The sequence below is a fragment of the Streptomyces sp. NPDC048496 genome, assembly GCF_043200055.1.
Taxonomy (GTDB): Bacteria; Actinomycetota; Actinomycetes; order Streptomycetales; family Streptomycetaceae; genus Streptomyces.
In genome coordinates this window covers 94564-119914 of record NZ_JBICXB010000002.1, presented here as the reverse complement: position 1 = coordinate 119914, position 25351 = coordinate 94564, and the positions used below count along the sequence as shown (strand labels likewise).

The following is a 25351-nucleotide window of genomic DNA, read 5'->3' as shown; positions in this document are numbered from 1 at the left end:
GCTCCGTCCAAAACCCTCGGAGGAAGCGATGACAGTCACCCTCGCGGACGTGGCGGCTCGCGCCCGGGTGTCGCCCGCCACCGTGTCGCGTGTGCTCAACGGCAACTACCCGGTGGCGGCGTCCACCCGGGAGCGGGTGCTGCGCGCGGTGGACGACCTGGACTACGTGCTCAACGGACCGGCCAGCTCGCTCGCCGCCGCCACGTCCGACCTGGTCGGCATCCTGGTCAACGACATCGCCGACCCGTTCTTCGGGATCATGGCCGGGGCGGCGCAGACCGAGATCGGCGGGCCGGGCGACGGATCCGGGCGGGCCGGGGGCGAGAAGCTCGCCGTCGTCTGCAACACCGGCGGCTCCCCCGCACGCGAACTCACCTACCTCACCCTGCTCCAGCGTCAGCGCGCCGCGGCCGTCATCCTCACCGGCGGCGCGGTGGAGGACCCGGCGCACCAGGCGGCGATGGCGGCGAAGCTGGCGAAACTCGCGGACGCCGGGACCAGGGTGGTGCTGTGCGGGCGGCCCCCGCTGCCCGAGGGCGAAGCGGTCGTGGCGGCGCTCGCCTTCGACAACCGGGGCGGCGGCCGGCGCCTCACCGAGCATCTGCTGACGCTCGGCCACCGGTGGATCGGCTATGTCGCGGGCCCGGAGGAGCGGACGACGACGCGCCACCGGCTGGAAGGGCACCGCGACGCGATGGCGGCGGCGGGCCTGTACGGGGACGACACGACCACGGAAGGGCACCTCGCACATGCCCGGGACGAGGATCGTCTCACCGTGCACGGCCCGTACGACCGCCGGTCAGGTTACGACGCGACGCTCGAACTCCTGCGCCGCGAACCGGAGGTGACGGCGATCGTCGCCGCCAACGACACCGTGGCCCTGGGCGCGAGCGCGGCTATCCGGGACCGCGGTCTGCGTATCCCCGAGGACATCTCCGTGGCCGGTTTCGACGACCTGCCGTTCTCGGTGGACGCGGTCCCGGCCCTGACGACCGTACGGCTGCCGCTGTTCGAGGCGGGGGCGCGGGCCGGCCGGCTGGCGATGGGCAGGGAGACGCCGCCGCCCGGAGGCATCGCGACGATCGCGGCGGAGCTGATGGTGCGGGGGTCGACGGCGCCGCCGCGGAAGTGACCTCCGCGATATCGTGAAATAACCGGCATTCGGGAGGCCCGCATGACGACCACGCCCATGGACACCGCCAGCGCCTGGGACGCGCTGGACGGCGTCGACCTGCCCCGCGGCTACCGCGTCGAGATCACGGACGGGAAGATCACCATGACGCCGCAGGGCGAGAGCCAGTGGAAGGTCATTCTCAAGGGGGCGCCGCAGATCGAGCGGCAGCTCGCCGATCACGGCGACATCCTCTCGGACGTGATGATCGACTTCCCGTCCAGTCTGTACGGCTACGCACCCGACCTCGCGATCATCGCCCCGGGCTCCGAGCGCAACAGTCGCGGCCGGTACGAATGGCACAGTCTGGAAGCGGTGCTGGAGGTCGTGTCCAAGAGCAATCAGGACAACGACTTCAGCAAGAGGTTCCGGATGTATGCCGAGTGCAGCATCCCTGTCTACGTGATCATCGACCCCTCGGCAGGTTCCTGCACCGTCTACCAGCACCCGACGCGCACCGGCACGTACCGCGACGACGATGTGGTGCCCTTCGGTCAAGATCTCGTCCTGCCGCTCGAAGGCCGGGAGATCGTGGTCAGGACCGACGGCTTCCCCGTCGACGACGCCCGCTGATTCCGCCACCGGGTCGGGGGTACCCCTACCGCGTGCCATGGGCCGATGATGTGCGGGCCGCTGTCCGGTCCGTACGGCGCAGGGGCCGGTACCGACGGAAGGAACACGCCCGTGAAGCTCGCTTTCTCGACCCTCGGAGTACCGGGGATGCCGATCGCCGACGTCATCCGGCTCGCCGTCGACCACGGCTACCAGGGGGTGGAGCTGCGCGCCCACCCCGAGGAGCCGGTGCACCCGGGGCTCTCCTCGGCCGAACGCACCGCCGTGGCCGAGGAGTTCAAGAAGGGCGGCGTCGAGATCCTGACCGTCGCCGGGTACGTCCGGGTCGCCGCCGACGGGGACGACCAGCCGGTGCTGGACGAGCTCGCCGGGCTGGTGGAGCTGGCCCGGGATCTGGGCGCGTCCCACGTCCGGGTCTTCCCCGGTGGCGGCGGGCTGGACCCGGAGGTGGCCGATGCGAACGCCGCCCGCCGGCTGGGCGCCGCCGCCCCCTACGCCGCCGACCTGGGCGTACGGATCCTGCTGGAGACCCATGACTCGCACCGGGCCGGTGCCGATGTGGCCCGGATCGCCGGGACGGTCGGGCACCGGCAGGTCGGTGCGCTGTGGGACATCATGCACACCTGGCTGGCGGGCGAGGAGCCGGTCGCGAGCCATGCGGTGCTCGCCCCGCACCTGGGATACGTACAGGTCAAGGACATCGCATCGGCGGAGGACACCGAACCGTTGGCGCTCGGGGCCGGGGTGCTGCCGCTGGGTGCCTGCCTGGACACGCTGGACGCGGACAGCTGGGTCTGCTGGGAGTACGAGAAGCGCTGGCACCCGGACGCGGCCGAGCTGCCGGGACTGCTGAGCGCGGGGCGCGAGCACCTGCTCCGCCTGGGCGCGCCCAGGCCGTAACGACCGGGGGAGGCCGTAAGGGCCGGCCCGGGTTCAGGCGCGCGCGGGGTGAGGTTCCGGCGTCTCCGTCGCCGCGGCCCGCGCCCGCCGCGCCCCCGCCAGTGACGTGAGCGCCACCCCGCCCACCAGCAGCGCCGCGGCGCACCACCGCAGCGGGCTCACCGACTCGCCGAGGAACAGCGCGGCCGAGGACATCCCGAAGACCGGGACGAGCAGGGTGAACGGGGCCACGGACGACGCCGGGTGGTGGCGCAGCAGGAAACCCCACGCCCCGAAGCCGAAGACCGTGGTGATCCAGGCGACGTAGACGATGATGCCGACGCCGCTCCAGTCCAGTGCGGCCAGCGCGTCGGCGTCGCGGTCCCAGCCCTCGAAGAGGAGGGAGAGACCGAGCAGCGGCAGGACGGGCACGGTCGAGACCCACACCATGAAGTTGAGGGAGTCGGGCGGGGCGGCCTTGCGGGTCAGGACGTTCGACACGCCCCAGCAGGCTGCCGCCACGATCACCAGCACGAAGGCGAGCACAGGGCCGCTCGCGCCCTCGTCCACCGCCGCGACCCCGATACCGGCCAGCGCGATCCCCATCCCCAGCACTCTTACCCGGCCCGGCCGTTCGCCGAGTGCCACGGCCGCGAAGAGGGCCGTGAAGACCGCCTGGACCTGGAGCACCAGGGAGGAGAGACCCGCGGGCATTCCGCGGTCCATGCCGATGAACAGCAGACCGAACTTCGCCACGCCCAGGACCAGCCCGACGCCCACGATCCACTTCCACGCGACCTTGGGCCGCCCGACGAAGAAGACCGCGGGCAGCGCCGCGACCAGGAAGCGGAGGGCGGAGAAGAGCAGCGGCGGGAAGTGCCCGAGACCGACCTCGATGACGACGAAATTGACACCCCAGACGGCAGCCACCAGGGCGGCCAGGGCGATGTGAAGGGGACGCATGGAGCGAGGATCGCCTGCCGGAACCATGTAGCACCAGCGCGGATTTCTTCATGGTGGAATTGAGCATTGCTAATGAATCAGGAAGGTCCGGGAGGTTCCGGTGCTCGATCTGTCCCGGCTGCGCGCACTGCACGCCATCTCCGTCCACGGGTCCGTGGCGGGCGCCGCCGCCGCGCTCGGCTACACCCCGTCGGCGGTCTCCCAGCAGATCACGAAGCTGGAGCGGGAGACCCGTACGACGCTGCTGGAGCGGCGCGGGCGTGGTGTCGCGCTCACCGAGGAGGCGCTCCATCTCGCCGCCACCGCCCAGCAGTTGCTGGCGATCGTGGAGCGCGCCGAGACGACGCTGGAGGAGCGCCGGGGGCTGCCGACGGGCCGGCTGTCGATCGGCGCCTTCGCGTCCGCGGCGCGCGGTCTGCTGCCCGGCGTGCTGGCCGAGCTGGACCGGGACCACCCCGCCCTGGACGTGCGGCTGACCGAGGTCGACCCTCATCTGTCGGTCGATCTGGTGGCCAAGGGCGTGATCGATCTCGCCGTCGCGCACGACTGGGACATCGCACCGCTGCCCGCCCCCGAGGGCATCGCGCAGGCGGTGATCGGTGACGACCGGTGCGATCTGCTGGTGCCGGAGGGGCATCGCCTCGCCGGGCGGGACGCGGTGCGGCGCGAGGAGCTGGCGAAGGAGCGGTGGATCTGCCAGCCGCCGGGGACGGTCTGTCACGACTGGCTCGTACGGACGCTGCGGGCGGCGGGCTACGAGCCGGACATCCGGCACCAGGCGGAGGAGAACCACACCCAACTGGCGCTGCTCGCCGCCGGTCTCGGGGTCGCGATGATCCCGCGGCTGGGGCGGGGACCGTTGCCGGCGGGAGTGGTGGCGGTGCCGCTGGACCCCGTACCGGTGCGGCGGCTGTACGCGTTGTGGCGCACGGAGGCGGCCCGGCGGCCCGCGATCACGGTGGCGGTGGAATCGCTTCAGGCGCGGGGGGCGGGGACGGGCTTGGCGTAACGGCCTCCCCCGGTGCGGCCTGCGGTCATGCACCCGTCTCGTTCACCGAACGAGGCGAGCCGGACCGCACGCCACCGAGCCGATTATCGGACCGCCCCCTTGACCGGAAGTTACTTTCTAGATATTCGTGCCCCTTGGAAGTTACTTTCACCGCCCCCTCTCCCCTGAGTACGGCCGAAGGAGCTCACGTGCACCACCGCACCTCCAGACGCACCCTCCTCACCGCCACCGCCGTGACCGCCGCAGCGGTCGCGACCGGCGCGGTCTCCGCCCCCGGGGCATTCGCCGCCTCCGCAGCCTCTTCCGCCTCCACCACGCGCCTCAAGCAGCTCATCTCCCGGATGAGCCTGGAGGAGAAGGTCGGCCAGCTCTTCGTGATGCGGGTGTACGGGCACTCCGCCACCGAGCCCGACCAGGCCGACATCAACGCGAACATGGCCGAGATCGGGGTCCGTACCGCCGCCGAGATGATCGCCAAGTACCACGTCGGCGGCATCATCTACTTCGCCTGGGCGCACAACACCCGCGACCCGCACCAGATCGCCGACCTCTCCAACGGCATCCAGCGCGCCGGTCTCGCCGGTCCCACGCCCCTGCCGCTCCTGATCTCCACCGACCAGGAGCACGGCATCGTCTGCCGCGTCGGCGAGCCCGCCACGCTGATGCCGGGTGCGATGGCGCTCGGTGCGGGCGGTTCGCGTTCCGACGCGCGCCGGGCCGGGCAGATCGCGGGCGCCGAGCTCGCCGCGATCGGCATCAACCAGAACTACGCCCCGGACTCCGACGTCAACGTCAACCCGGCCAACCCGGTGATCGGCGTACGGTCCTTCGGCGCCGATCCGCAGGCCGTGGCCGGTATGGTCGCCGCACAGGTGAAGGGGTATCAGAGCGCCGGGATCGCCTCGACGGCCAAGCACTTCCCGGGCCACGGCGACACCAACACCGACAGCCACTCCGGTCTGCCCTACATCCACCACTCCCGCGACCAGTGGGCCGAGCTGGACGCGCCGCCGTTCCGCGCCGCGATCGCCGCGGGCATCGACGCGATCATGACCGCGCACATCGTCGTCCCCGCGCTCGACCCCGCCGAGGACCCGGCGACCCTGTCCCGGCCGATCCTCACCGGCATCCTGCGCGAGGAGCTCGGTTTCGACGGTGTCGTGGTCACCGACTCGCTCGGCATGGAGGGGGTGCGCACGAAGTACGGCGACGACCGCGTGCCCGTCCTCGCCCTGCAGGCGGGTGTGGACCAGCTGCTGAACCCGCCGAGCCTCGACGTCTCCTGGAACGCCGTTCTGGCGGCCGTGAAGAGCGGCGAGATCAGCGAGGCCAGGATCGAGGAATCGATCCTGCGCATCCTGCGGCTGAAGGCGAAGCTGGGGCTGTTCGACGACCCGTTCGTCAGCCACAAGGGTGTGGACCGTGCCGTCGGCACCCGGTCGCACCTCGCCGCCGCCGACCGGATCGCCGAGCACACCACCACGCTGCTGACCAACACCGGTGCGGTGCTGCCGCTGTCCCGCCGCTCCCACAAGAACCTCCTCGTGGTCGGCGCCGATCCCGCCTCCCCGTCCGGCACCACCGGACCGCCGACCACCACCCTCGCCGGCGCCTTCACCGAACTGGGGTACGCGGCGACCGCGCTGTCCACCGGCACCGCGCCCACCCAGGCGAAGATCGCCGAGGCGGTGGCGGCCGCGCAGGGCAAGGACGCGGTGATCGTGGGGACGTACAACGTATCGGCGACCAGCTCCCAGCGCACCCTGGTCAGCGCCCTCGTGGCGAGCGGAGTCCCGGTGATCACGATCGCGATCCGGAACCCGTACGACATCGCCCGGCTGCCCGCCCACGCGGCGAGCCTGGCCGCGTACTCCTGGACGGATGTCGAACTGCGCGCCGCGGCCCGGGTGATCGCGGGCCGCGCCGAACCGGAGGGCCGACTGCCGGTGCCGGTGCAACAGGCGGACGATCCGACGCAGGTGCTGTACCCGGTCGGCTACGGCCTGACGTATTAGACCGACCGGCGTGTGCCCGCCCCGGCGGGCCACGCCGGGGCGGACGCCCTCGGATCCGGCGGGGGTCACATGTGTGAGCGGCACCGGCTGATCTGTAGGTACGGCGGGGCGGGAAAAGGCCGGTGGGCTGCGCGCGCCGGGTCTGAAGGCATGTTCCAGACCCGGCCCGCACAGCCCACCTCACTGCTCCTGGAGCTGCTTACGGGCGCAGCGCGGGGCCCTGCCTGCGCTCGCTCGTCACGTCCCGCTTGTCGAGCCGCGCGTCGTACGGCGCGAGCGGCTTCGCCTTGGCCGGGTCCGACTGCACGGCGGCCGGGGCGACGCCCGCCCAGCGCAGGATGTCGGCGGTCGCCTTCGCCTGCTCGTCGGCGGCGAGACCGGCCACCTTGGAACCGTGGTTGCCGCCGGCCACCGTGTAGATGTAGCTGTCCTGGGCACCCTTGCCGAGGTGGAAGCGTTCCGCACCCCACGGGTCGTTCTCCCCGTACACCCACATCATCCGGGTGGCGTTGTGCTTCACCCAGGTGTCGACGTCCCGCATCGCCGACGGCTGGAACTTCATCGGGATGGAGCTCGGTACGAAGTTACGCGGCGGCTGGTACCCGTAGCGGCTGAGATTGCCGAGCCACGGCTGCTTGATGTCCGGCGAACCGAGCTGGGTGCCCGCCTGGTAGTAGTACGGCGTGTACGTGTTCAGGCCCTGGTCCGCGTAGGCGGAGAAGCCCGAGATGTTGTCGATCGAGTCCCAGATCGCCTGGTCGGGTGCGGTCTTGGCATCGGCGGGGATGGTGTCGCAGTCGGCGAGCAGGCTGTACTGCCAGTACGCCCAGACGTAGTCCATGACGACGGCTTCGTACGCCTTGTCGAGGGATCCGACGGTGTTGAAGGTGTAGCCGTTCGTTTCGGCGTACTCCTTGTACTTCTTCTCCAGCGGATCGCGGCGGATCAGCGCCTCGCGCTGCACACCCTGGAGCCGGTCGCGGCACTCCTTCGTGCCGACGTTCTCGAAGAACCGGTCGTACGCCGAGTCCTCCTTGTTGACCACGTCGTTCGGCGCGACATACGCGACGACACCGTCCATGTCCTTCGGGTAGAAGCGCTCGAAGTACGTGGCGGTCATGCCGCCCTTGGAACCGCCGGTGCTCAGCCAGTTCTCGGAGTAGATCTGCTTCAGCGCGGTGAAGACGCGGTGCTGGTCGCTGGCCGCCTGCCAGATGTCGAGCTTCGACCAGTCGGCGGGGGCGGGGCGGGACGGGGTGAAGAAACGGTACTCCAGCGAGACCTGGTTGCCGTCGACGATCCGGGTCGGCTCGGAGCGGCTGGGGTTCGTGGAGACGTTGTACCCGCTGGTGTAGAAGACCGTCGGGCGCGACGTGTCCTTGTGCAGCAGGGTGATGCGCTGCTGGAACGTGCCCTTGGACGGGTTCCGGTGGTCGATCGGCTGGGTGTAGTTGAGAACGAAGTAGCGGTAGCCCGCGTACGGCTTCTCCTCGATCAGACTCATCCCGGGTATCGCCAGGATGCGGTCCTTGATGTCCGCGGTCGCATCGGCGGACCGGTCGGCCCCGGCGGACCGGATCGCGGTCGCGTCCGCGGCACTGGCCGCACCGACCGAGGCACCCGTCGCGCTCACCGTGCCTATGAGCACCGCGAGCGAAAGGAAACCTCTGAGCGCCTTGCGCATGCACCCTCCCGGGGAATTCACCTGGATTCACAAGATTCATCGCGAATCTAGCGGTGCAACACGCGGCTGAACAGACCCTCTTGTCACATCGTCAGAAATATCAGCAGAGTATCCAGCCCGTGGCGCCGGATTTTCCGGCGACCGAACCCGTGGCCCGGACACATCGGTGCAGTGCGTGGACGGTCACCCGGCCGGTCTGCTTGGTGAACCTGCCGCGGTCGGTGACGGGCCGGCCGCCGCGCGCCTGGATCATGACGGACATCTCGCGGCGCGGGCCCGACTTCTTCGCGACCGTGATCGCGCAGGCGTAGGAGCGGCTCTTGTAGACGCGCACCTCGCCCGTGGAGAACGTCACTGTCTTCGCGAGCCGTCCGCCGCAGGACGATGCGGCGTCGGCACTGCCGGCCCCGGGACCGCCGAGCACCAGCCCGACGGCGGCCACCAGCGCCAGGACGAACACCCGGACCAGGACGAACACCCGGACCAGCGCCCGCCGTCCGGCGCCGCCGTCTCCGGCGGTTTCCCCATTCCTGCTTCCCAGCAGTTCCCTCACCGTTCCTGGGCAGTGAGCAGGAGTGAGTCCCGGCTCATCGGTACGCCCCGAACGGTCTTGGGCGCACTGGTCCTCCGCTTTCGCGTCCCGGGCGGCGACGCATATCCCGTATGCGGTCTGTCCCGGGCGGGCGGAATTCCTGCGACCTGGCCATATGGGTGTGGCCAGAGGCGACGGGGAGGCCCCGAACCATCTCGCTGGTGATACGGGGGCCCCGACTGCTGACGCCACCCCCGGCGTCCCAGATCGCACCAAATGCGTTACGCACACCCCGCCGGGCATACCCGCAGCTTGCGACATCGTTCACCCAATCGTGTCCATGTTCGCCAAAACGATGTGCTTGCTCAGCAGTTGTGAACCTCATCGAACACTCTCGCGCCCGCCCGGCTCATACGCGCACATGCGTACGACGCAAAGGGCCATCCGAAGGTTGCATACGGCGCGCTCCACATCCCGCGCAATCGAACCTCCACAGCATGGGTCAAATAGGTCAGAGACATATGAAAGGCAGGAACTGCCGTGATCCAACCCCGTAATGCGCCCAGCCCGCGCGGCCGCCGCACCGCCGGCCGCACCCTTCTCGTGACCGCTCTCCTCGCCGCCGCCTCCGTGGTCCCGGCCGCCGCTGCCGCGCCGCAGGCCCCGGTGCCCGCGACGCGGATGCGCAGCACCCACTTCATCCCCGCCCATCAGCAGGTCGCCCACTTCTACGGCGCCTATATCGACGCGGTCACGGCCGAGGGCGGCGGCAAACTCGCCACCGCCCTCCGGTCCTTCTACCTGACGCCCGGGCTCCGCTCACAGTTGCGCACCTGGGAGGCGCGCAACCACGCGGACGGGGTGCTCCGCGCCCAGAACACACCGCTCGCCCTCAAGGTCACCGCGGGCGACAGCGGCGCCGGTCACACCTGGTCGAAGGTGCGGCTGACCTGGAGCGGCGGCAAGCACCCCAGGTACACCTATCTGACCGTTCAGTCGGACCTGCAGACCGGCAGGATCTCCGGCATCCGCTGAGACCCCCGGTTCAGACTCCCGCCGGCTCGTCCTCCCCGATGAAGGTGCGCCACAGCACGGCGTAATGCCCTTCCCCGGCGAGGAGTTCGTCATGCGTGCCGTCCTCGACGACCCGGCCGTGGTCCATCACCACGACCCGGTCGGCGCGGGCTGCCGTGGTCAGCCGGTGGGCGACGACGAGGGTGGTGCGCCGGCCGGTCAGCCGGTCGGTCGCCTGGTTGACCAGGGCCTCGCTGGCGAGGTCCAGGGAGGCGGTCGCCTCGTCGAGCAGCAGGATGTCGGGGTCGACGAGTTCGGCGCGGGCGAGTGCGATCAGCTGGCGCTGGCCGGCCGAGAGGTTGCGGCCCCGCTCGGCGACCTCGTGCAGATAGCCGCCGTCCAGCGTGGCGATCATGTCGTGGGCGCCGACCGCCCGCGCCGCCGCCTCCACCTGTGCGTCGGTGGCGTCCGGCCGCCCGTACGCGATGGCGTCCCGGACCGTACCCGCGAAGAGGTACGCCTCCTGCGGTACGACTCCGAGCCGGTGCCGGTACGCGGTGAGGTCGAGGCGGCGCAGATCGGTGCCGTCCGCCGTGACCCGCCCGCCCGTCGGGTCGTAGAACCGGGCGACGAGCTTGACCAGGGTGGACTTCCCCGCGCCGGTCTCCCCGACGAAGGCGACGGTCTGCCCGGCCGGGATCCGCAGGGTGATGCCGGTGAGTGCCTCTTCCTCGTCGTCGCCGGAGCCGTACGCGAAGGTCACGTCCTCGAACGCGATCTCGCCGCGCAGCGACAGCACGTCCAGCGGCTTCTCGGAGTCGGCGGTGGAGGTCGGCTCCCGGAGGAGTTCCTGGATACGGCCGAGGGAGACCGTGGCCTGCTGGTAGCCGTCGAAGACCTGCGAGAGCTGCTGCACGGGCGCGAAGAACAGGTCGATGTAGAGGAGATACGCCACGAGGGCGCCGGTGGTGAGCGTGCCGTTGTCGACGCGGCCCGCGCCGACGATCAGTACGGCGGCCGCGGCCACCGACGACAGCAGCTGCACGAACGGGAAGTAGACCGAGATCAGCCACTGGCCGCGCACCCGGGCCTCGCGGTAGTGGTCGCTGCGGTCGGCGAACCGCTCCGCGCCGTCCTTCTCGCGGCGGAACGCCTGCACGATCCGGAGCCCGGAGACGGACTCCTGGAGGTCGCCGTTGACGACACTGATCCGCTCCCGGGCCAGCTCGTACGCCTTGACGCTCTTGCGGCGGAAGAAGAACGTACCGATGACCAGCACCGGCAGGGTCGCGAAGACGACGAGCGCCAGCTGGACGTCGAGGACGAGCAGCACGCCCATGATGCCGAAGAACGTGACGGCGGAGACGAAGGCCGTGACCAGACCGGTCTGCAGGAACGTGGACAGCGCGTCCACGTCCGTCGTCATCCGGGTCATGATGCGGCCGGTGAGCTCGCGCTCGTAGTAGTCGAGACCGAGCCGCTGGAGCTGTGCGAAGATCTTCAGCCGGAGCGAGTAGAGCACCCGCTCTCCGGTGCGGCCCGTCATCCGGGTCTCGCCGATCTGCGCCGCCCACTGCACCAGCACGACGAGCAGGGCGAGCGCGGACGCCGCCCAGACCGCACCGGTCGCCAGCTGTGTGACGCCCTTGTCGATGCCGTGCCGGATCAGTACGGGCAGGAGCAGGCTCATGCCCGCGTCGACGGCGACGAGCGCCAGGCTGGCCGTCAGCGGAAGTCCGAAGCCGTGCAGCAGCCGGCGCAGCCCGTACGACTCCTCTCGCCGGACGGCGCGTGTCTCGTCGATCCCGGGGGTGTCGGTGGCCGGGGGAAGCGCCTCGACCTGGGCGAGCAGCTCGGGCGTGGCGGGCATGCCTGCCGTGCCGGTGTCGCGGGGCTCCTCCTTGCGGACCCAGAGTCCGGGGCTGATGCCGCGCTCGGCGTCGAAATCGGCTTCCAGCTCGTCCTGGAGCGCCCGGTCGTCCTCGACGGTCGTGCCGGCCATCACCGGCTGGTGGCCCGGGGAGGTGCCGCCCAGCTCGTCCGGGTCGGTGAGCAGACGCCGGTAGAGGGCGGAGCGGCGCTCCAGCTCCTCGTGCGTGCCGATGTCGGCGAGTCGGCCCTTTTCGAGTACGGCGATGCGGTCGGCGAGGCCGAGGGTGGAGCGGCGGTGGGCGATGAGGAGGGTCGTCCGCCCCTCCATGACCCGGGCGAGGGCCTCGTGGATCTCGTGCTCGACGCGGGCGTCGACGGCGGATGTGGCGTCGTCGAGGAGGAGCAGCCGGGGGTCGGTGAGGATGGCGCGGGCGAGCGCGACGCGCTGGCGCTGGCCGCCGGAGAGGGTGAGCCCGTGCTCGCCGACCTTGGTGTCGTAGCCGTTCGGCAGATCGGCGATGAACCGGTCCGCCTGGGCGGCGCGGGCGGCCTGCTCGATCTGTTCCTGGGTGGCGTCCGGGTGCCCGTAGGCGATGTTGGCGCGGACCGTGTCGGAGAAGAGGAAGCTGTCCTCCGGTACGAGGCCGATGGCGGCCCGCAGCGAGTCCTGGGTGAGCTCCCGGACGTCGTGGCCGCCGACCAGGACGGCGCCGTGCGCCACGTCGTAGAAGCGGGGCAGGAGGAGGGAGACGGTGGACTTCCCGCTGCCGGAGGCGCCGACGACGGCGACGGTCTCGCCGGGCTCGATGGTCAGCGAGAACCCGTCGAGCACCGGGCGCTCGGGGTCGTACCCGAACCGCACGTCGTCGAACTCGACGCTCGCCGGGGCGTCGGCGGGGAGCTCCACCGTGCCGTCCTTCATGGTCGGCTCGGTGTCGATCAGCTCGATGACCCGCTCCACACCGGCGCGGGCCTGCTGACCGACGGTGAGGACCATGGCGAGCATCCGGACCGGCCCGACGAGCTGGGCGAGGTAGGTCGAGAACGCGACGAACGTACCGAGGGTGATCTCGCCGCGGGTGGCGAGCCAGCCGCCGAGCGCCAGCATCGCGACCTGGCCGAGCGCGGGGACGGCCTGGAGGGCGGGGGTGTACCTGGAGTTCAGCCGGATCGTGCGCAGCCGCCCGGCGAACAGCTTCCGCCCGACCTCGCGCAGCTTCCCGGTCTCCTGCTCCTCCTGCCCGAACCCCTTGACGACCCGGACCCCGGATACGGCCCCGTCGACGACTCCGGCGACGGCGGCGGCCTGCCCCTGGGCGTACCAGGTGGCGGGGAAGAGCCGGGAGCGGGAGCGGCGGGCGATGAACCAGAGCGCGGGGGCGACGGCGATCGCGACCAGGGTCAGCAGCGGCGAGAGCCACGCCATGATCACCAGGGAGATGAGGAACAGCAGCACGTTCCCGATGGTCATCGGGAGCATGAACAGCAGCCCCTGGATCAGCTGCAGGTCGCTGGTGGCGCGCCCGACGACCTGCCCGGTGGACAGCTGGTCCTGCCGCCTCCCGTCGAGCCGGGTGAGCGTCCGGTACATGTCGGTGCGCAGATCGTGCTGTACGTCGAGGGCGAGCCGGCCGCCGTAGTAGCGGCGGATGTAGGTCGATATGTACACCAGCACGGCGGTGGCGATCAGGAGGCCGGTCCAGACGCCGAGGGAACGCGTGTGGTTGCCGACGACATCGTCGATGATCACCTTGGTGATCAGCGGGACGACTGCCAGCACGGCCATCCCGGCGAGCGACGAACCGAGCGCCAGTAGGACATTGCGCCGGTAGCGCCATGCGTAACCGGCCAGTCGCCGCGCCCAGCCCTGCTGTGCTGTGTCCGTGTCCCCGTCCGTCACTGGTGCCTCCCGTTCGACCTCGTCTACCGGAAGGCACCAACGCGATCAGCTGCGGATTTCATCCCGCTGTTACAAAGACGGTCCCATCGGAGTAGGACCGGCGTACGTCGTCCGACGGAGCGCACCTGGGGACGGGGCGCGGTTCGGGGGCGCTCTACGACCCGGGCGTCGCCGTCAGCATCGGCACGGCGGGGGCCTCCGGCACCGCCGGGACCGCCTCCTGCGGCGTGGCCGGCGGGGCGACGGTCGTCGCGGCCAGGGCCGCCGGGTTCAGGTCCTTGTGGATGGCGCGGGCGACGGCCTGGATGGTGTTGACGCCCTCGTTCATCGTCTTGTTGTCCTGCGTGAGCACGGTGATGCCGTAGTCGTGCCCCTTCCCGGTGAACGCACCGATGCTGTGCACCCGCCAGCCGTGCGTGGCACGCGGCAGCCAGCCGTTCTTGACCTGGACGGTCACCCCGGACGGGGCTCCGGCGGGCGTTCCCCAGCGCTGCGAGGAGATCACCTTGCGCATCAGGCCGAGTTCGTACGCACGCGCGTTGTCGCTGAGTACGGAGTTCCTGGCGGTCAGCAGCGTCAGCAGCCGCAGCTCGTCCTGCGCGGTGATCTGGGTCAGTCCCCAGTAGCCACCGGAGCCGGGCACGGTGTGCGTCATGCCCGCGGCCTTCAGGAACGCCTTCACCTTGGTCACGCCGAGCTGCTTCCACAGGCTGGTGGTCGCGTTGTTGTCGGACTTGGTGATCATGGCGGTGGCGAGGTTGATCTCGCGCTGGGTGAGATAGCGATTGTGCTTCTTGTTGTCCCAGAGCAGCGTCGCGAGGACGGTCGCCTTCACGACGCTCGCGGAGTCGTACGTGCTCGTGGACCGCATGGTGCAGGACGTCTTGGTGGTCCGGTCGTAGAGCGCGATCGCCGTGGTCGACTTGCGCCCCTTGAGCGCGGCGGCGATGTCGGTCGACAGCTTGGCGGCGAGTCCCGCCTTGCCGGAGGTGCATCTCACGACCGGTGTCGCGGCTGCGGCGGGCGTGGCCGCGAGGGTCACGGGCGCGAGCATGCCGGCGGCGAGCGTGACCGCGAGCGTGGTGCGCGCGCGGCGGGATATACGAGGCTGGTCCGTCATCAGACGTGTCCCCCTGAGTGATCTGTATGGTGCGCCCCCTGCACACCTGTCAGGGATGACTCACGACTGGTCGAAAAGTTGTACGGCGGGTCCGGACCGGTGTTCCCGGTCCCGAAGACCGGGGTAGAGATGGCTTCCGTCAACGGATCGGGGAGGGATCATGTCGAACGGTCAGCCGAGCGACGCCTATCGCTGTGGGCAGTTGTACGCGGCGCTCGCGGCGCTGGAGAAACTCAGCAAGGGCGACCGTCACTCATTGGGAAGGCTGGGAGCCCGGGTGGAGGCGGCCCAGCAACCCCGCGACCGTCTGACTGGTCATCTGAAGGCGGTCGGCGAGTATGTGGTTGACGCGCGCAAGCAGGGTCGGGGCCCGGCGGCGACGGCCATACTCCGGTCGCTCCCCGATCTGTTGCCTGACGGCAGGGAGCTGCCGCACAAGCTCAACACGGCGCAGCAGGAAGAATTCTGTGACGGCCGTCATGCGCAGGAGAAGGTCTTCGAGCACGCGGAAGCCTCTCGCTGAACCCTTCGCGCACCCGTCGCCGCCGTGAGCGGCCACGGGTGCGCGCACCCGCGGCCTACAGATGCGTCGGCTCGAACATCCTCAGCAGTGCCGGAAGCACGACCACCGAAGGGCCGGGCTCCGCAAAGGACTTCGCCAGGTCGTCGGCGAGCGTCTCCGGGGTCGTACGGACCGCGGGTACGCCGAACGACTCGGCGAGGGCGACGAAGTCCGGGCGGGACAGTTCCGTCGCCGTGGCCTCGCCGAACGCACCCGTCATGTACTCGCGCAGGATGCCGTAGCCGCCGTCGTCGACGATCAGCCAGGTGACTGGCAGGTCGTACTGACGGGCCGTGGCCAGTTCCGCGATGGAGTACATCGCGCCGCCGTCGCCGGAGACCGCCAGGACCGGCTTCGTACGGTCGGCCGCCGCCGCGCCGAGCGCTGCCGGGAAGCCGTAGCCGAGGCCGCCCGCGCCCTGCGCCGAGTGCATCGTGTTCGGGTGGCGGGCGTCGAAGGCGGACCAGGCCCAGTAGGCGAGGATCGTCATGTCCCAGAAGCTGGGGGACGTGTCGGGCAGCGCCTCGCGGACCGAGGCGATGAGCTGCTGCTCCAGCGTGAGGTCCTGGCCTGCGATCCGTGTCCGTACTGCGTCCAGGACCGTTCGCACCCGGTCCGCCGCCGACTCGTCCTCGCGGCGGTCGACCGCTTCGAGGAGGTCGGCGAGGGCCTCGCGGGCGTCGGCGTGGATGCCGAGTGCGGGGTGGTTGGACTCCAGCTTCCCGGCGTCCGCCTCGATCTGGATGACCCGGCCGCGCGGGCTGAACGTGTGGTAGTTCGAGGAGAGTTCGCCGAGTCCGGAGCCGATGACCAGCAGGACGTCCGCCGCTTCGAGGAAGTCCGTCGTGTGGCGGTCCTCCAGCCACGACTGGAGCGAGAGGGGGTGCTCCCAGGGGAACGCGCCCTTGCCGCCGAACGTGGTGACGACCGGCGCGTCGATCTTCTCCGCGAGGGCGAGCAGCTTGCCGGACGCGTCGGAGCGTACGACTCCGCCGCCCGCGATGATCGCCGGACGCTCGGCGTTCGACAGCAGGTGCGCTGCCACTGCGGTCAGTTCGGGACGCGGGTGCAGAGGGCGCGGGGTGGCGTCCATCGCCGTGACGGCGGGCAGGGTGGTCTCGGCCAGGAGTACGTCCTGCGGGATCTCGATCCAGACCGGGCCGTGCGGGGCTGTCAGCGCGGACTCCCACGCGGCGGCGATCGCGGACGGGATCTGCGACGCCGTACGGACCGTGTGGACCGACTTCACGATGTCGCGGAACGACGCCTTCTGGTCCCGGAGTTCGTGCAGATAGCCGTGGCGGCCGCCGCCCAGACCCGCGGTCGGGATCTGGCTGGAGATGGCCAGCACGGGGGCGGACGCGGCCGCCGCCTCCTGGAGCGCGGCGAGGGAGGTGAGCGCGCCCGGCCCGGTGGAGAGCAGCAGCGGCGCCACTTCGCCGGTGATCCGGCCGTACGCGTCGGCGGCGAAGCCCGCGTTGTTCTCGACGCGCAGCCCGACGTACGAGAGGGAGGAGCGGCGCAGCGCGTCGAACATGCCCAGCGCGTGCTGACCGGGCAGCCCGAAGACGGTGGTCGCGCCGAGGCCCTGGAGGGTCTCGACGACGAGGTCACCGCCGTTTCGTCCGGCGGGAGGGTTCAGTGCGGCCGCGATCTGCTCCGGGGTGAGCTGCGGGCGCTCGTCGTGGTGGTCGTGGGTCACTTGCCCTGAGTCCCCTTTGCCGCCGCGATCTGACGGGACATGATCGTCGTCAGCTCATACGCGGTGTGGGATGCGGCGACGGAGGTGATCTCCGCGTGGTCGTACGCGGGGGCGACCTCGACCAGGTCGGCGGAGACCAGGTTGCAGGACGACAGGCCGCGGACGATCTCGAGGAGCTCGCGGGAGGTGAGGCCGCCCGCCTCGGGGGTGCCGGTGCCGGGCGCGTGGGCCGGGTCCAGGACGTCGATGTCGATGGAGATGTACAGCGGGCGGTCGCCGATGCGCTGGCGCAGCTGGTCGGCGATCTCGTCGACGCCGCGGCGCATGACGTCGGCGGAGGTGACGATGCCGAAGCCCATCTTGGCGTCGTCGTCGAGGTCCTGCTTGCCGTACAGCGGGCCGCGGGTACCGACGTGGGAGAGCGCGGACGTGTCGAGGATGCCCTCCTCGACGGCCCGGCGGAACGGGGTGCCGTGGGTGTACTCGGCGCCGAAGTAGGTGTCCCACGTGTCGAGGTGGGCGTCGAAGTGGAGCAGGGCGACCGGGCCGTGCTTCTTCGCGACGGAGCGCAGCAGCGGGAGCGCGATGGTGTGGTCGCCGCCAAGCGTCATCATGCGGGCGCCGGTGGAGAGGAGGTCGTCGGCCGCGGCCTCGATCGTCTCGACGGCCTCGTTGATGTTGAACGGGTTGGCGGCGATGTCACCGGCGTCGGCGACCTGCGCGAGGGCGAACGGCGAGGCGTCCTGCGCCGGGTTGTACGGGCGCAGGAGGCGCGACGCCTCACGGATCGCGTTGCCGCCGAAGCGGGCGCCGGGGCGGTAGGAGACACCCGTGTCGAAAGGCACGCCGACGACGGCGACATCGGCGGTGCCGACCTCGTCGAGCCGGGGCAGCCGCGCGAACGTCGCAGGACCGGCGTACCGCGGGACGCGGGAGGAGTCGACGGGGCCGCGCGGCGTTTCGTTGCTGCTCATGTGAAGTGCCTTCCTGAAGGGGCGATGCACGCTTTGTGGGCGTTCGTACGATATTCGAGTGTGCGGGATGCGGTGACACGCGGGGTGCCTCCCGCAACGGTTCCGTCCTCAATCTCCCCCATAGCCTTGAGGGCATGGGAGGGACCCCCTCGACGGGCTTGAATCGCCTGCCCGGCGATTGAGGACGGCGGGGGCAAAATCAAGCCCGTCCGGCGATTGAGGACACGTAGTCAGACGGTCACGGGGTCCGCGGCCGGCGTCTCGTCCGAGTCGGCGCCCCGGCCCGCCAGGCGCTCGCGCCAGGCGGCGAGCACCGCCGCGTCGGTCGGCTTCGTGGCCAGGGACACGATCACGTACACCGCGAGCGAGGCCAGCAGCCCGTAGTAGACCGGCTCGTTGGCGAGGATTCCGTACGACGCCATCAGACCGATCACCGCGAGGCCACCGACGGACACCGCGGCCAGCGCGCCGGCGGCCGTGCCGCGACGCCACAGCAGACCGCCGAGGATCGGCACGAGCAGCCCGCCGACGAGCAGGTTGTACGCGACGGTCAGGGCCTCGACGACGTTGTTGAGGGCGATGGCGATGGCGATGACGGCCACCCCCATGATGAGGATGAAGGCCCGGTTGCCCTTCACCTCGTCGTGCTCCTCGCCGCCGCTCCGGGTCACCGCGCCCCGCAGCCTCGACCAGATGTCGTTGTTGGCGACGGTGGCGCAGGCGATCAGCGCACCGGACGACGTCGACATCACCGCGGCGAGCGCGGCGGCCAGCACCAGTCCGCGTATACCCACCGGCAGTTCGTCCTTGACGATGGTCGCGAAGGCCGCGTCCGCGCTGGGCAGGTGCGGGTACATGACCTTGGCGGCGGTGCCGATGACGGCTCCGGCGATCGCGTACACCAGGCAGTACGTACCGGCGACGGTGCCGCCCCAGCGTGCGGTGCGGTCGGTGCGCGCGGTGAACACGCGCTGCCAGATGTCCTGGCCGATCAGCATGCCGAAGGTGTAGATCAGCACGTAGGTGAAGATCGTCTCGCCGCCGATGCCCAGCGGGTCGAAGTACTCGGTGGGCAGCTTCGCCTTCATCTCGCTGAAGCCGCCGGCCTTGATGACGGCGATCGGCAGGAGCAGCAGCAGGACGCCGATCGTCTTGACGACGAACTGCACCATGTCCGTGAGCGTGATCGACCACATGCCGCCGAGCGTCGAGTACGCGACGACGATGGCGCCGCCGAGGATGATCGCGACGGTGCGGTTCATGTCGAAGAGGACGTCGAAGATGGTGGCGTACGCGATGGTCGAGGTGACCGCGAGCATCAGCGTGTACGCCCACATGACGACACCGGAGATGAGTCCGGCCCGGCCGCCGTAGCGCAGGTCGAGCATCTCGGAGACGGTGTAGACCTTCAGCCGGGCGATGCGCGCCGAGAAGAAGACGGACAGGGCGAGCAGCCCGAGGCCGATGGTGAAGACCATCCAGGCGCCGGAGAGTCCGTACTGGTAGCCGAGGCCGACGCCGCCGATGGTGGAGGCACCGCCGAGGACGATCGCGGCCATGGTCCCGGAGTACATCCAGGGGCCGAGGCGGCGGCCCGCCACCAGGAATTCGCTCTTGGACTTGGCGCGGCGCATGCCCCACCAGCCCATCGCGAGCATGCCGGCCAGATAGACGATGATCACTGCGTAGTCGACAGCCATGGGCTTACCTCCGTCTCCGTGAAATGTTGCGGGTATGTGTTTTGTGAAGACGGTAGGTGGCCCACAAGCGGCGCTGAAGTGTACGTTTCATCCATTCTCGTCGTAGCCAATGGATGGACCATCCATGCCGGACACTCCCACCGGACCCACAGCCACCACCGGGTCCGCTCCCCCCACCCCGCCCGTCCCGCTCGCCGAGCTGCTCGCCCGCGAGGAGCTCCGGCTGCGCCGGATCGCGGGACCCGACCACGCGGACCTGTGGTGGGTGCACACCTCGGAGATGGCCGACCCGTACCCGTATCTGCTCGGCGGTGAGCTGCTGCTGAGCGCCGGGGTGCTGCTCAAGGACCCGGACACCTATGTCGCCCGGCTGGTGGAGGCGGGGGCGGCGGCGCTCGGTTTCGGGGTCACACCGGTGCACGACTCCGTGCCGCAGGCGCTGATCGAGGCGTGCGACCGGCACGGGCTGCCTCTGATGGAGGTGCCGCCCGAGACCCCGTTCACCGCGATCGCCCGAGCGGTGTGGCGCCTGATGGCCGAGGCCCGGCACCGGGAGCTGCGCCGGGTGACGCGCGCCCAGCAGGCCCTGGCCACGGCGGCGGCCCGGCCGGATCCGGTCCCCGCGGTGCTGCACCAGCTCGCCGCCCAGTTGTCAGGGTGGGCGGTCCTGCTCTCCACGGCCGGTGAGGAGCTGCACGCGGCGGGCCGCCGCCCGCCCCCCGAGGTGCGGGCGGCGCTGACCCGGCTGACCCGCGTGGTCTCCCCCGCCGCGCCTCCCTCCTCCCCCGCCCCCACATCCGCGACCGACACCCTCGGCGACACGCATCTCTTCGCGTACGCGCTCGGCGGCGGGCAGGGGCTCGTCCTGGCGCTGTCGACGGGGCGGCGCGAGGCGGGTGACCACACGGTCACCGGGATCGCGGTCGTCCTTCTCTCCCTGCTGGCCGCCCCGCACCAGGGCGCCGACGCCGCGGGCCGGTCCGCGGCACTGGTACGGATGCTGCTGGGCGCGGGCCCGGCGGACGTCGCCCCGCTGCTCGGCGGCACCGAACTCTGGACGGTGGTGCATGCCCGGCGCAGCGGTGGCGGCCCCGTCGACCCACTCACCGCCGGGGCACTCGGCGCCGCGCTGAGGTCGGCGCTGGTCGACGCGGGCCGGGGCGGCGACGCGGTCAAGGTCCTGGTTCCGGGTGGCGAGCGGGTCACCCCACAGCCCGGCTGGACACTCGGCACCTCCGCCCCCGTCTCCATCACCGCGCTGGACCTCGCCGACGGCCAGGCGGCCCGCGCCCTGGGCCGGGCCGTGGCCACCCGCACCCCGCTGGCCCACCACGACACCGGCGCCGGAGGCGGTCTGGCCGCCCTGATCCCTCCGGACCAGGCCGAGGCCCACGCCCGCGCCCTCCTCGCCCCGCTCACCGAGCCACTGGCCGAGACGCTGCGCTGCTGGCTGAGCCTGCACGGCAGCTGGGACCGCACGGCGACGGCCCTCCAGGTCCACCGCAACACGGTCCGCCAGCGCATCGCCCGCTGCGCGACGCTGCTGGACGCGGACCTGGACGACATGGACGTACGCACGGAGCTGTGGTTCGCGCTGCGGCAGCGGTGAGCGGCATTCATCAGCGACTGCAAACGCCTGACATGGCATCAGAAATGGCGCGTGACAGGACCGACACCATCTCACTTGTCCGGGTGCCACTCCGCGGCATGGGACCTCAGCAGGGTCAACGGGGTGCGTGCAGGCCTGTGGTGACCATGTGAATCAGTAGGTTGTAGCTCTCGTCCCGCTTCTCGGGGAGCTCGAATGCGCCTTCGGTTTCCAGGGCTGCGAAGCCGTGGACGACCGCGCGCAGGCATCGGGCTGCGTGGATCGCTGCGGAGTGCTCCATGCCGTAGGCCCGCAGGGTGGCGAGCATGATGTTGATCAGTCGCGTCCCGGCCTCGGCGGTCCGTGGCTCGGGGCTGTGGATGAGTGCCGCGTAACGGTGCGGGTGCCGCAGCGCGTAGTTCCGCCAGGCCGTCATGAGTGCACGGATCGCCTCATCGGCGGAGCGGCCGAGGACGGCATCGCCGACCTGGTCCGCGATCTCGTTCACGATTCGCGCTGACAGGAGGTCGCGCAGCTCGGCGAGGTTGCGCACGTGCTTGTAGAGGGACGGAGTGGCCACCCCTGCCCGGCCGGCGACCGCCGACAGGGTCAAAGCGGCGGGGGCCCCCTCGTCGACGATCCGCAGCGCGACATCGACCACCGCATCCGCGGAGAGCGCTGCCCTAGCCACGTGCGCCGGCCTTGAGGAAGGCCAGGATGGCCGTGGTGACTTCGGCGGGGAACTGGACGTGTGGGTAGTGGCCCGCCCCCTCGATCATCTCAAGCCGGCCGAGCCCCTCGGGCATTCCTGCCACGATGCCCTCGCCCTCGGCCGCGGGATCGGCCCAGTCGGGGTCGAGGGCGCCCTCGATGACCAGAGCGGGGCACTGGATGTCGGCGAGTACGGCACCCGCGTCGGTGGGTGCGGACATGCCCATCTTGCTGACGACGGCCATCCGGCCCGGCCTGCGCAGGTCGGCGTCGAGAGCGGCGAGACGGTCGCGGAAGCCGGCGGGCCGGATGCCCGGGTGCGCGTGGTCGAGGTAGCGCTTCCACAGCCCGACGCTGCGCAGGAGGCCGGCGCCCATGAGCAGCGTCATGCCCTTGCGGTAGCGGGCGTGGGACGCCAGAGCACCCAGGTCGATCTTCTGCGCGCGGGTGAACGGACTGATCTCGACGATGGCGCTGACCAGTTCGGGTTCCTGGGCCGCCGCGATGGTGGCGGCACCGCCGGCGAACGAGTGGCCCACGAGGACGGCGGGGCCGCCCAGGTGCCGGATGAGAGCGAGTAGATCGGCCGCCACGTCGGTGCGGGTGTAGGACGCCCAGCCGGTGCTGGACTCGCCGTGCCCGCGCAGGTCGGTGCTGGCGACGCGGAATCCTGCGCTGGTGAGGCGGGCAGCCACCTCACGGTAGGCCGCCCTGTTGTCGCCCATGCCATGGGCCAGCACGATCAGCGGGCCCTCGCCCGTCACCTCGTATGCGAGCCGCCCGTCGTCGACCTTCAAGAATTCACTCATGCCATCCCCAGAGAATTAATGACTGTAGCCATGAAGCTAATGCCATTAGCCTGTGGCGTCAACTTCGAGGATGCGCGAGTAAACGTTGAGGCCCTTGCCGGAGTCCAGAGGGGCGACCGGTGCGGCTCTCCCCGAGGGCGCTTGCCCCTACCGGGGCCACCTGGCGTACCCAGGTCGGAGTCGGCGTGCCGAGCATCACCCTGGACAGCCCTGGTGACTGCCGGGTAACTTTGACCAGAACTGAGCAAGCGCTTAGCCAACCAGCGTGGCCGATGCTCGCCCGAAGCTGATCGAAGCCGACAGAGGAGGCACCCCCGTGCGCCGTACGGTATTCAACGAGGACCACGAGGCGTTCCGGGAGACCATCCGCGCCTTCATCGCGGCCGAGGTCGTCCCCGTCTACGACGAGTGGTTCGCCGCCGGCCAGGCGCCGCGCGAGTTCTACCACAAGCTCGGCGAGCTGGGCGTCTTCGGCATCGAGGTGGACGAGGAGTACGGCGGCGCCGGCATCGATTCGCACAAGTACGAGGCCGTCATCTACGAGGAGACCGCCCGCGCCGGTGTCTCCTTCGGCGGCTCGGGTGTGCACACCCTGCTCGGCCTGCCGTACATCAAGATGCTCGCCACCGACGAGCAGAAGAAGCGCTGGCTGCCGAAGTTCACCACCGGCGAGGAGATGTGGGCCCTCGCGATGACCGAGCCGGGCACCGGCTCCGACGTCGCGGGCATGAAGACCACCGCCAAGCTCTCCGAGGACGGCACGCACTACGTCCTCAACGGCGCCAAGACCTTCATCACCGGTGGCGTGCATGCCGACCGCGTGATCGTGTGCGCCCGTACGTCCGCTCCCCGCGAGGACGACCGCCGCTTCGGCATCTCGCTCTTCGCCGTCGACACCAAGTCCGCGGGCTACTCGGTCGGCCGCAAGCTCGACAAGCTCGGTCTGAAGGTCTCCGACACCGCCGAGCTGGCCTTCGTCGACGTCAAGGTCCCCGTCGAGGACCTGCTCGGCGAGGAGAACAAGGGCTTCGGCTACCTCGGCACCAACCTGGCGTCCGAGCGCTGGGGCATAGCATTCGGCGCGTACGCGCAGGCCGCTGCGGCCGTCCGGTTCGCCAAGAGCTACGTGCAGGACCGCACGGTCTTCGGCAAGACCGTCGCCTCGTTCCAGAACACCAAGTTCGAACTGGCCGCCTGCCAGGCCGAGGTGGACGCGGCCCAGGCCGTCGCCGACCGCGCGCTGGAGGCCCTCGACGCCGGCGAGCTGACCGCCGCCGAGGCCGCCTCGGCAAAGCTGTTCTGCACCGAGGTCGCGCACCGCGTGATCGACCGCTGCCTCCAGCTGCACGGTGGCTACGGCTTCATGAACGAGTACCCGATCGCCCGCCTGTACGCGGACAACCGCGTCAACCGCATCTACGGCGGCACCAGCGAGGTCATGAAGTCGATCATCGCCAAGTCCATGGGTCTGTAGGGCGGTTACGTTCTCCTCCATGAGCACCGCACTTGAATCACTGCTCGATCTGCTCGACCTGGAGCAGATCGAGCAGGACATCTTCCGGGGTACGAGCCGTTCGGCGATCGTGCCCCGGGTCTTCGGCGGCCAGGTCGCGGCCCAGGCACTCGTTGCCGCGGGCCGCACCGTCCCTGGAGACCTTCCCCAAGCTCTCGGCTCCGCTCGAGCAGGGGAGACCCCACTGGCCCACTCGTTGCACTCCTACTTCCTGCGGATGGGCGACCCGGGCGCGCCGATCGTCTACAACGTCGACCGGATCCGCGACGGCCGCTCCTTCACCACCCGCCGGGTGGTGGCCGTCCAGCACGGGCAGCCGATCTTCCATCTCTCGGCGTCCTTCCAGACGTACGAGGACGGCCTGGAGCACCAGGCGGACATGCCGCCCGCTCCCGACCCGGAGACACTGCCCACGGCGGCGCAGATGCTGCCGCGGTACGCCGACACGTTCACCGACCCGGGTGTCATGGACCGGCTGCTGGAGGCGCGGGACGCGGTGGACCTGCGCTATGTCGGCGCCCCGCCGTTCGCCAACGTCGGCACACCGCAGGAGCCCCGCTCCCAGGTGTGGTTCCGCACCAACGGCAAGCTCGCGGACGACCCGCTGCTGCACGTCTGCATGGCCACGTACGTCTCCGACATGACGCTGCTCGACTCGGTGCTGCTCGCGCACGGGCGCGGCGGCTGGATGGTCGGCGACGTGGTCGGCGCGAGCCTGGACCACGCGATGTGGTTCCACCGGCCGTTCCGGGCCGACGAATGGCTGCTGTACGACCAGTCCTCGCCGTCCGCGTCCGGCGGGCGCGGGCTCGGCCAGGCCCGTATCTACACGCAGGACGGCCGGCTGGCGATCACCGTCATCCAGGAGGGCGTGGTCCGGGTCCCCCGGGACTGAGACCGCCCGGCACTTGAGGGGTGGGACGAGGAGCGGGGCTGGGTACGTGCAGCTGCAAGGCGGAGGACCGGGCGTCGCGGAGCGGCTGCTGGAGGCCAGGGAGGAGGGCGTGGTCCGCGTCCCGCGGTGACGAGCCGCCCGCGGAGGGAGGTGCTAGAAAGAAAG

20 protein-coding genes are annotated in these 25351 nt (G+C 70.6%); 10 read left to right on the top strand and 10 right to left on the bottom strand.

Annotated elements, in window-relative coordinates:
• Window positions 1-28 precede the first annotated feature (28 nt).
• From ACGFSA_RS02775 to ACGFSA_RS02765, 3 genes are all read left to right on the top strand, one after another.
• The gene (locus ACGFSA_RS02775; RefSeq protein WP_393298687.1) at window positions 29-1132 is read left to right on the top strand and encodes a LacI family DNA-binding transcriptional regulator; all 1104 of its coding nucleotides are present in this window, start codon (window positions 29-31) and stop codon (window positions 1130-1132) included.
• Between the two features lie 42 nt (window positions 1133-1174).
• Window positions 1175-1744 (top strand): Uma2 family endonuclease, encoded by a 570-nt coding sequence (locus ACGFSA_RS02770; protein WP_393298684.1) that lies wholly within the window; start codon window positions 1175-1177, stop codon window positions 1742-1744.
• Between the two features lie 111 nt (window positions 1745-1855).
• Window positions 1856-2644, top strand: a complete 789-nt coding sequence (locus ACGFSA_RS02765) for a sugar phosphate isomerase/epimerase family protein (RefSeq protein WP_393298681.1) — start codon at window positions 1856-1858, stop codon at window positions 2642-2644.
• Window positions 2645-2677: 33 nt separating this feature from the next.
• On the opposite strand, the gene ACGFSA_RS02760 is transcribed toward ACGFSA_RS02765, so the two are convergent.
• Window positions 2678-3586 (bottom strand): EamA family transporter, encoded by a 909-nt coding sequence (locus tag ACGFSA_RS02760; protein ID WP_393298678.1) that lies wholly within the window; start codon window positions 3584-3586, stop codon window positions 2678-2680.
• A 100-nt stretch (window positions 3587-3686) separates the two neighbouring features.
• Here ACGFSA_RS02760 and ACGFSA_RS02755 point away from each other — a divergent pair, with 100 nt between their 5' ends.
• Both ACGFSA_RS02755 and ACGFSA_RS02750 read left to right on the top strand, forming a co-directional pair.
• A complete protein-coding gene (locus ACGFSA_RS02755; RefSeq protein WP_393298675.1) occupies window positions 3687-4595 on the top strand; it encodes a LysR family transcriptional regulator in 909 nt (302 codons plus the stop codon).
• Window positions 4596-4783: 188 nt separating this feature from the next.
• A complete protein-coding gene (locus ACGFSA_RS02750) occupies window positions 4784-6610 on the top strand; it encodes a glycoside hydrolase family 3 protein (RefSeq protein ID WP_393298672.1) in 1827 nt (608 codons plus the stop codon).
• Between the two features lie 199 nt (window positions 6611-6809).
• Here the strand turns inward: ACGFSA_RS02750 and ACGFSA_RS02745 are convergent, their stop codons facing one another.
• Both ACGFSA_RS02745 and ACGFSA_RS02740 read right to left on the bottom strand, forming a co-directional pair.
• Window positions 6810-8294, bottom strand: a complete 1485-nt coding sequence (locus tag ACGFSA_RS02745; RefSeq protein WP_393298669.1) for a S28 family serine protease — start codon at window positions 8292-8294, stop codon at window positions 6810-6812.
• Window positions 8295-8394: 100 nt separating this feature from the next.
• The gene (locus ACGFSA_RS02740; RefSeq protein ID WP_393298666.1) at window positions 8395-8847 is read right to left on the bottom strand and encodes a hypothetical protein; all 453 of its coding nucleotides are present in this window, start codon (window positions 8845-8847) and stop codon (window positions 8395-8397) included.
• A gap of 519 nt (window positions 8848-9366) precedes the next feature.
• On the opposite strand from ACGFSA_RS02740, the gene ACGFSA_RS02735 reads away from it, so the two are divergent.
• Window positions 9367-9861: a hypothetical protein gene (locus ACGFSA_RS02735; RefSeq protein ID WP_393298663.1), complete on the top strand. Its 495-nt coding sequence runs from the start codon at window positions 9367-9369 to the stop codon at window positions 9859-9861.
• Window positions 9862-9871: 10 nt separating this feature from the next.
• On the opposite strand, the gene ACGFSA_RS02730 is transcribed toward ACGFSA_RS02735, so the two are convergent.
• Both ACGFSA_RS02730 and ACGFSA_RS02725 read right to left on the bottom strand, forming a co-directional pair.
• Window positions 9872-13612: an ABC transporter ATP-binding protein gene (locus tag ACGFSA_RS02730; protein ID WP_393298660.1), complete on the bottom strand. Its 3741-nt coding sequence runs from the start codon at window positions 13610-13612 to the stop codon at window positions 9872-9874.
• A gap of 154 nt (window positions 13613-13766) precedes the next feature.
• Entirely contained in the window at window positions 13767-14666 is a 900-nt protein-coding gene (locus tag ACGFSA_RS02725; protein ID WP_393299448.1) for a serine hydrolase, read from the bottom strand.
• A 226-nt stretch (window positions 14667-14892) separates the two neighbouring features.
• On the opposite strand from ACGFSA_RS02725, the gene ACGFSA_RS02720 reads away from it, so the two are divergent.
• Complete coding sequence (locus tag ACGFSA_RS02720) at window positions 14893-15255, top strand: hypothetical protein (protein WP_393298657.1); 363 nt, start codon at window positions 14893-14895, stop codon at window positions 15253-15255.
• Window positions 15256-15310: 55 nt separating this feature from the next.
• On the opposite strand, the gene ACGFSA_RS02715 is transcribed toward ACGFSA_RS02720, so the two are convergent.
• The 3 genes from ACGFSA_RS02715 to ACGFSA_RS02705 form a co-directional block, all read right to left on the bottom strand.
• Window positions 15311-16996 (bottom strand): thiamine pyrophosphate-binding protein, encoded by a 1686-nt coding sequence (locus tag ACGFSA_RS02715; RefSeq protein WP_393298654.1) that lies wholly within the window; start codon window positions 16994-16996, stop codon window positions 15311-15313.
• Window positions 16993-17970: an agmatinase gene (gene speB / locus ACGFSA_RS02710; protein ID WP_345518034.1), complete on the bottom strand. Its 978-nt coding sequence runs from the start codon at window positions 17968-17970 to the stop codon at window positions 16993-16995. Before speB ends, ACGFSA_RS02715 begins: the two co-directional genes overlap by 4 nt.
• Window positions 17971-18200: 230 nt before the next feature.
• Complete coding sequence (locus ACGFSA_RS02705; RefSeq protein ID WP_393298651.1) at window positions 18201-19670, bottom strand: sodium:solute symporter; 1470 nt, start codon at window positions 19668-19670, stop codon at window positions 18201-18203.
• 124 nt (window positions 19671-19794) lie between these two features.
• On the opposite strand from ACGFSA_RS02705, the gene ACGFSA_RS02700 reads away from it, so the two are divergent.
• Window positions 19795-21279 carry a PucR family transcriptional regulator gene (locus ACGFSA_RS02700; RefSeq protein WP_393298648.1) on the top strand — a complete coding sequence of 495 codons (1485 nt, stop codon included), beginning with the start codon at window positions 19795-19797 and terminating at the stop codon, window positions 21277-21279.
• Window positions 21280-21394: 115 nt separating this feature from the next.
• Here ACGFSA_RS02700 and ACGFSA_RS02695 read toward each other — a convergent pair whose 3' ends face one another.
• Window positions 21395-21949 (bottom strand): TetR/AcrR family transcriptional regulator, encoded by a 555-nt coding sequence (locus ACGFSA_RS02695; RefSeq protein WP_393298645.1) that lies wholly within the window; start codon window positions 21947-21949, stop codon window positions 21395-21397.
• Window positions 21942-22778, bottom strand: a complete 837-nt coding sequence (locus ACGFSA_RS02690) for an alpha/beta fold hydrolase (protein ID WP_393298642.1) — start codon at window positions 22776-22778, stop codon at window positions 21942-21944. The genes ACGFSA_RS02695 and ACGFSA_RS02690 overlap by 8 nt, the downstream gene beginning before the upstream one ends.
• Window positions 22779-23094: 316 nt before the next feature.
• Here ACGFSA_RS02690 and ACGFSA_RS02685 point away from each other — a divergent pair, with 316 nt between their 5' ends.
• Window positions 23095-24252, top strand: a complete 1158-nt coding sequence (locus tag ACGFSA_RS02685; RefSeq protein ID WP_266985418.1) for an acyl-CoA dehydrogenase family protein — start codon at window positions 23095-23097, stop codon at window positions 24250-24252.
• A 19-nt stretch (window positions 24253-24271) separates the two neighbouring features.
• Entirely contained in the window at window positions 24272-25186 is a 915-nt protein-coding gene (locus ACGFSA_RS02680; RefSeq protein WP_393298639.1) for an acyl-CoA thioesterase, read from the top strand.
• Window positions 25187-25351 lie beyond the last annotated feature (165 nt).

Excerpts from the sequence above, each read along its gene's own strand:
- ACGFSA_RS02775 (WP_393298687.1), top strand. The coding sequence starts at position 29 with ATGACAGTCACCCTCGCGGACGTGGCGGCTCGCGCCCGGGTGTCGCCC.
- ACGFSA_RS02770 (WP_393298684.1), top strand. The coding sequence starts at position 1,175 with ATGACGACCACGCCCATGGACACCGCCAGCGCCTGGGACGCGCTGGAC.
- ACGFSA_RS02760 (WP_393298678.1), bottom strand. The coding sequence starts at position 3,586 with ATGCGTCCCCTTCACATCGCCCTGGCCGCCCTGGTGGCTGCCGTCTGG.
- ACGFSA_RS02745 (WP_393298669.1), bottom strand. The coding sequence starts at position 8,294 with ATGCGCAAGGCGCTCAGAGGTTTCCTTTCGCTCGCGGTGCTCATAGGC.
- ACGFSA_RS02725 (WP_393299448.1), bottom strand. The coding sequence starts at position 14,666 with ATGCTCGCGCCCGTGACCCTCGCGGCCACGCCCGCCGCAGCCGCGACA.
- ACGFSA_RS02720 (WP_393298657.1), top strand. The coding sequence starts at position 14,893 with ATGTCGAACGGTCAGCCGAGCGACGCCTATCGCTGTGGGCAGTTGTAC.
- speB (WP_345518034.1), bottom strand. The coding sequence starts at position 17,970 with ATGAGCAGCAACGAAACGCCGCGCGGCCCCGTCGACTCCTCCCGCGTC.
- ACGFSA_RS02705 (WP_393298651.1), bottom strand. The coding sequence starts at position 19,670 with ATGGCTGTCGACTACGCAGTGATCATCGTCTATCTGGCCGGCATGCTC.
- ACGFSA_RS02700 (WP_393298648.1), top strand. The coding sequence starts at position 19,795 with ATGCCGGACACTCCCACCGGACCCACAGCCACCACCGGGTCCGCTCCC.
- ACGFSA_RS02690 (WP_393298642.1), bottom strand. The coding sequence starts at position 22,778 with ATGAGTGAATTCTTGAAGGTCGACGACGGGCGGCTCGCATACGAGGTG.
- ACGFSA_RS02680 (WP_393298639.1), top strand. The coding sequence starts at position 24,272 with ATGAGCACCGCACTTGAATCACTGCTCGATCTGCTCGACCTGGAGCAG.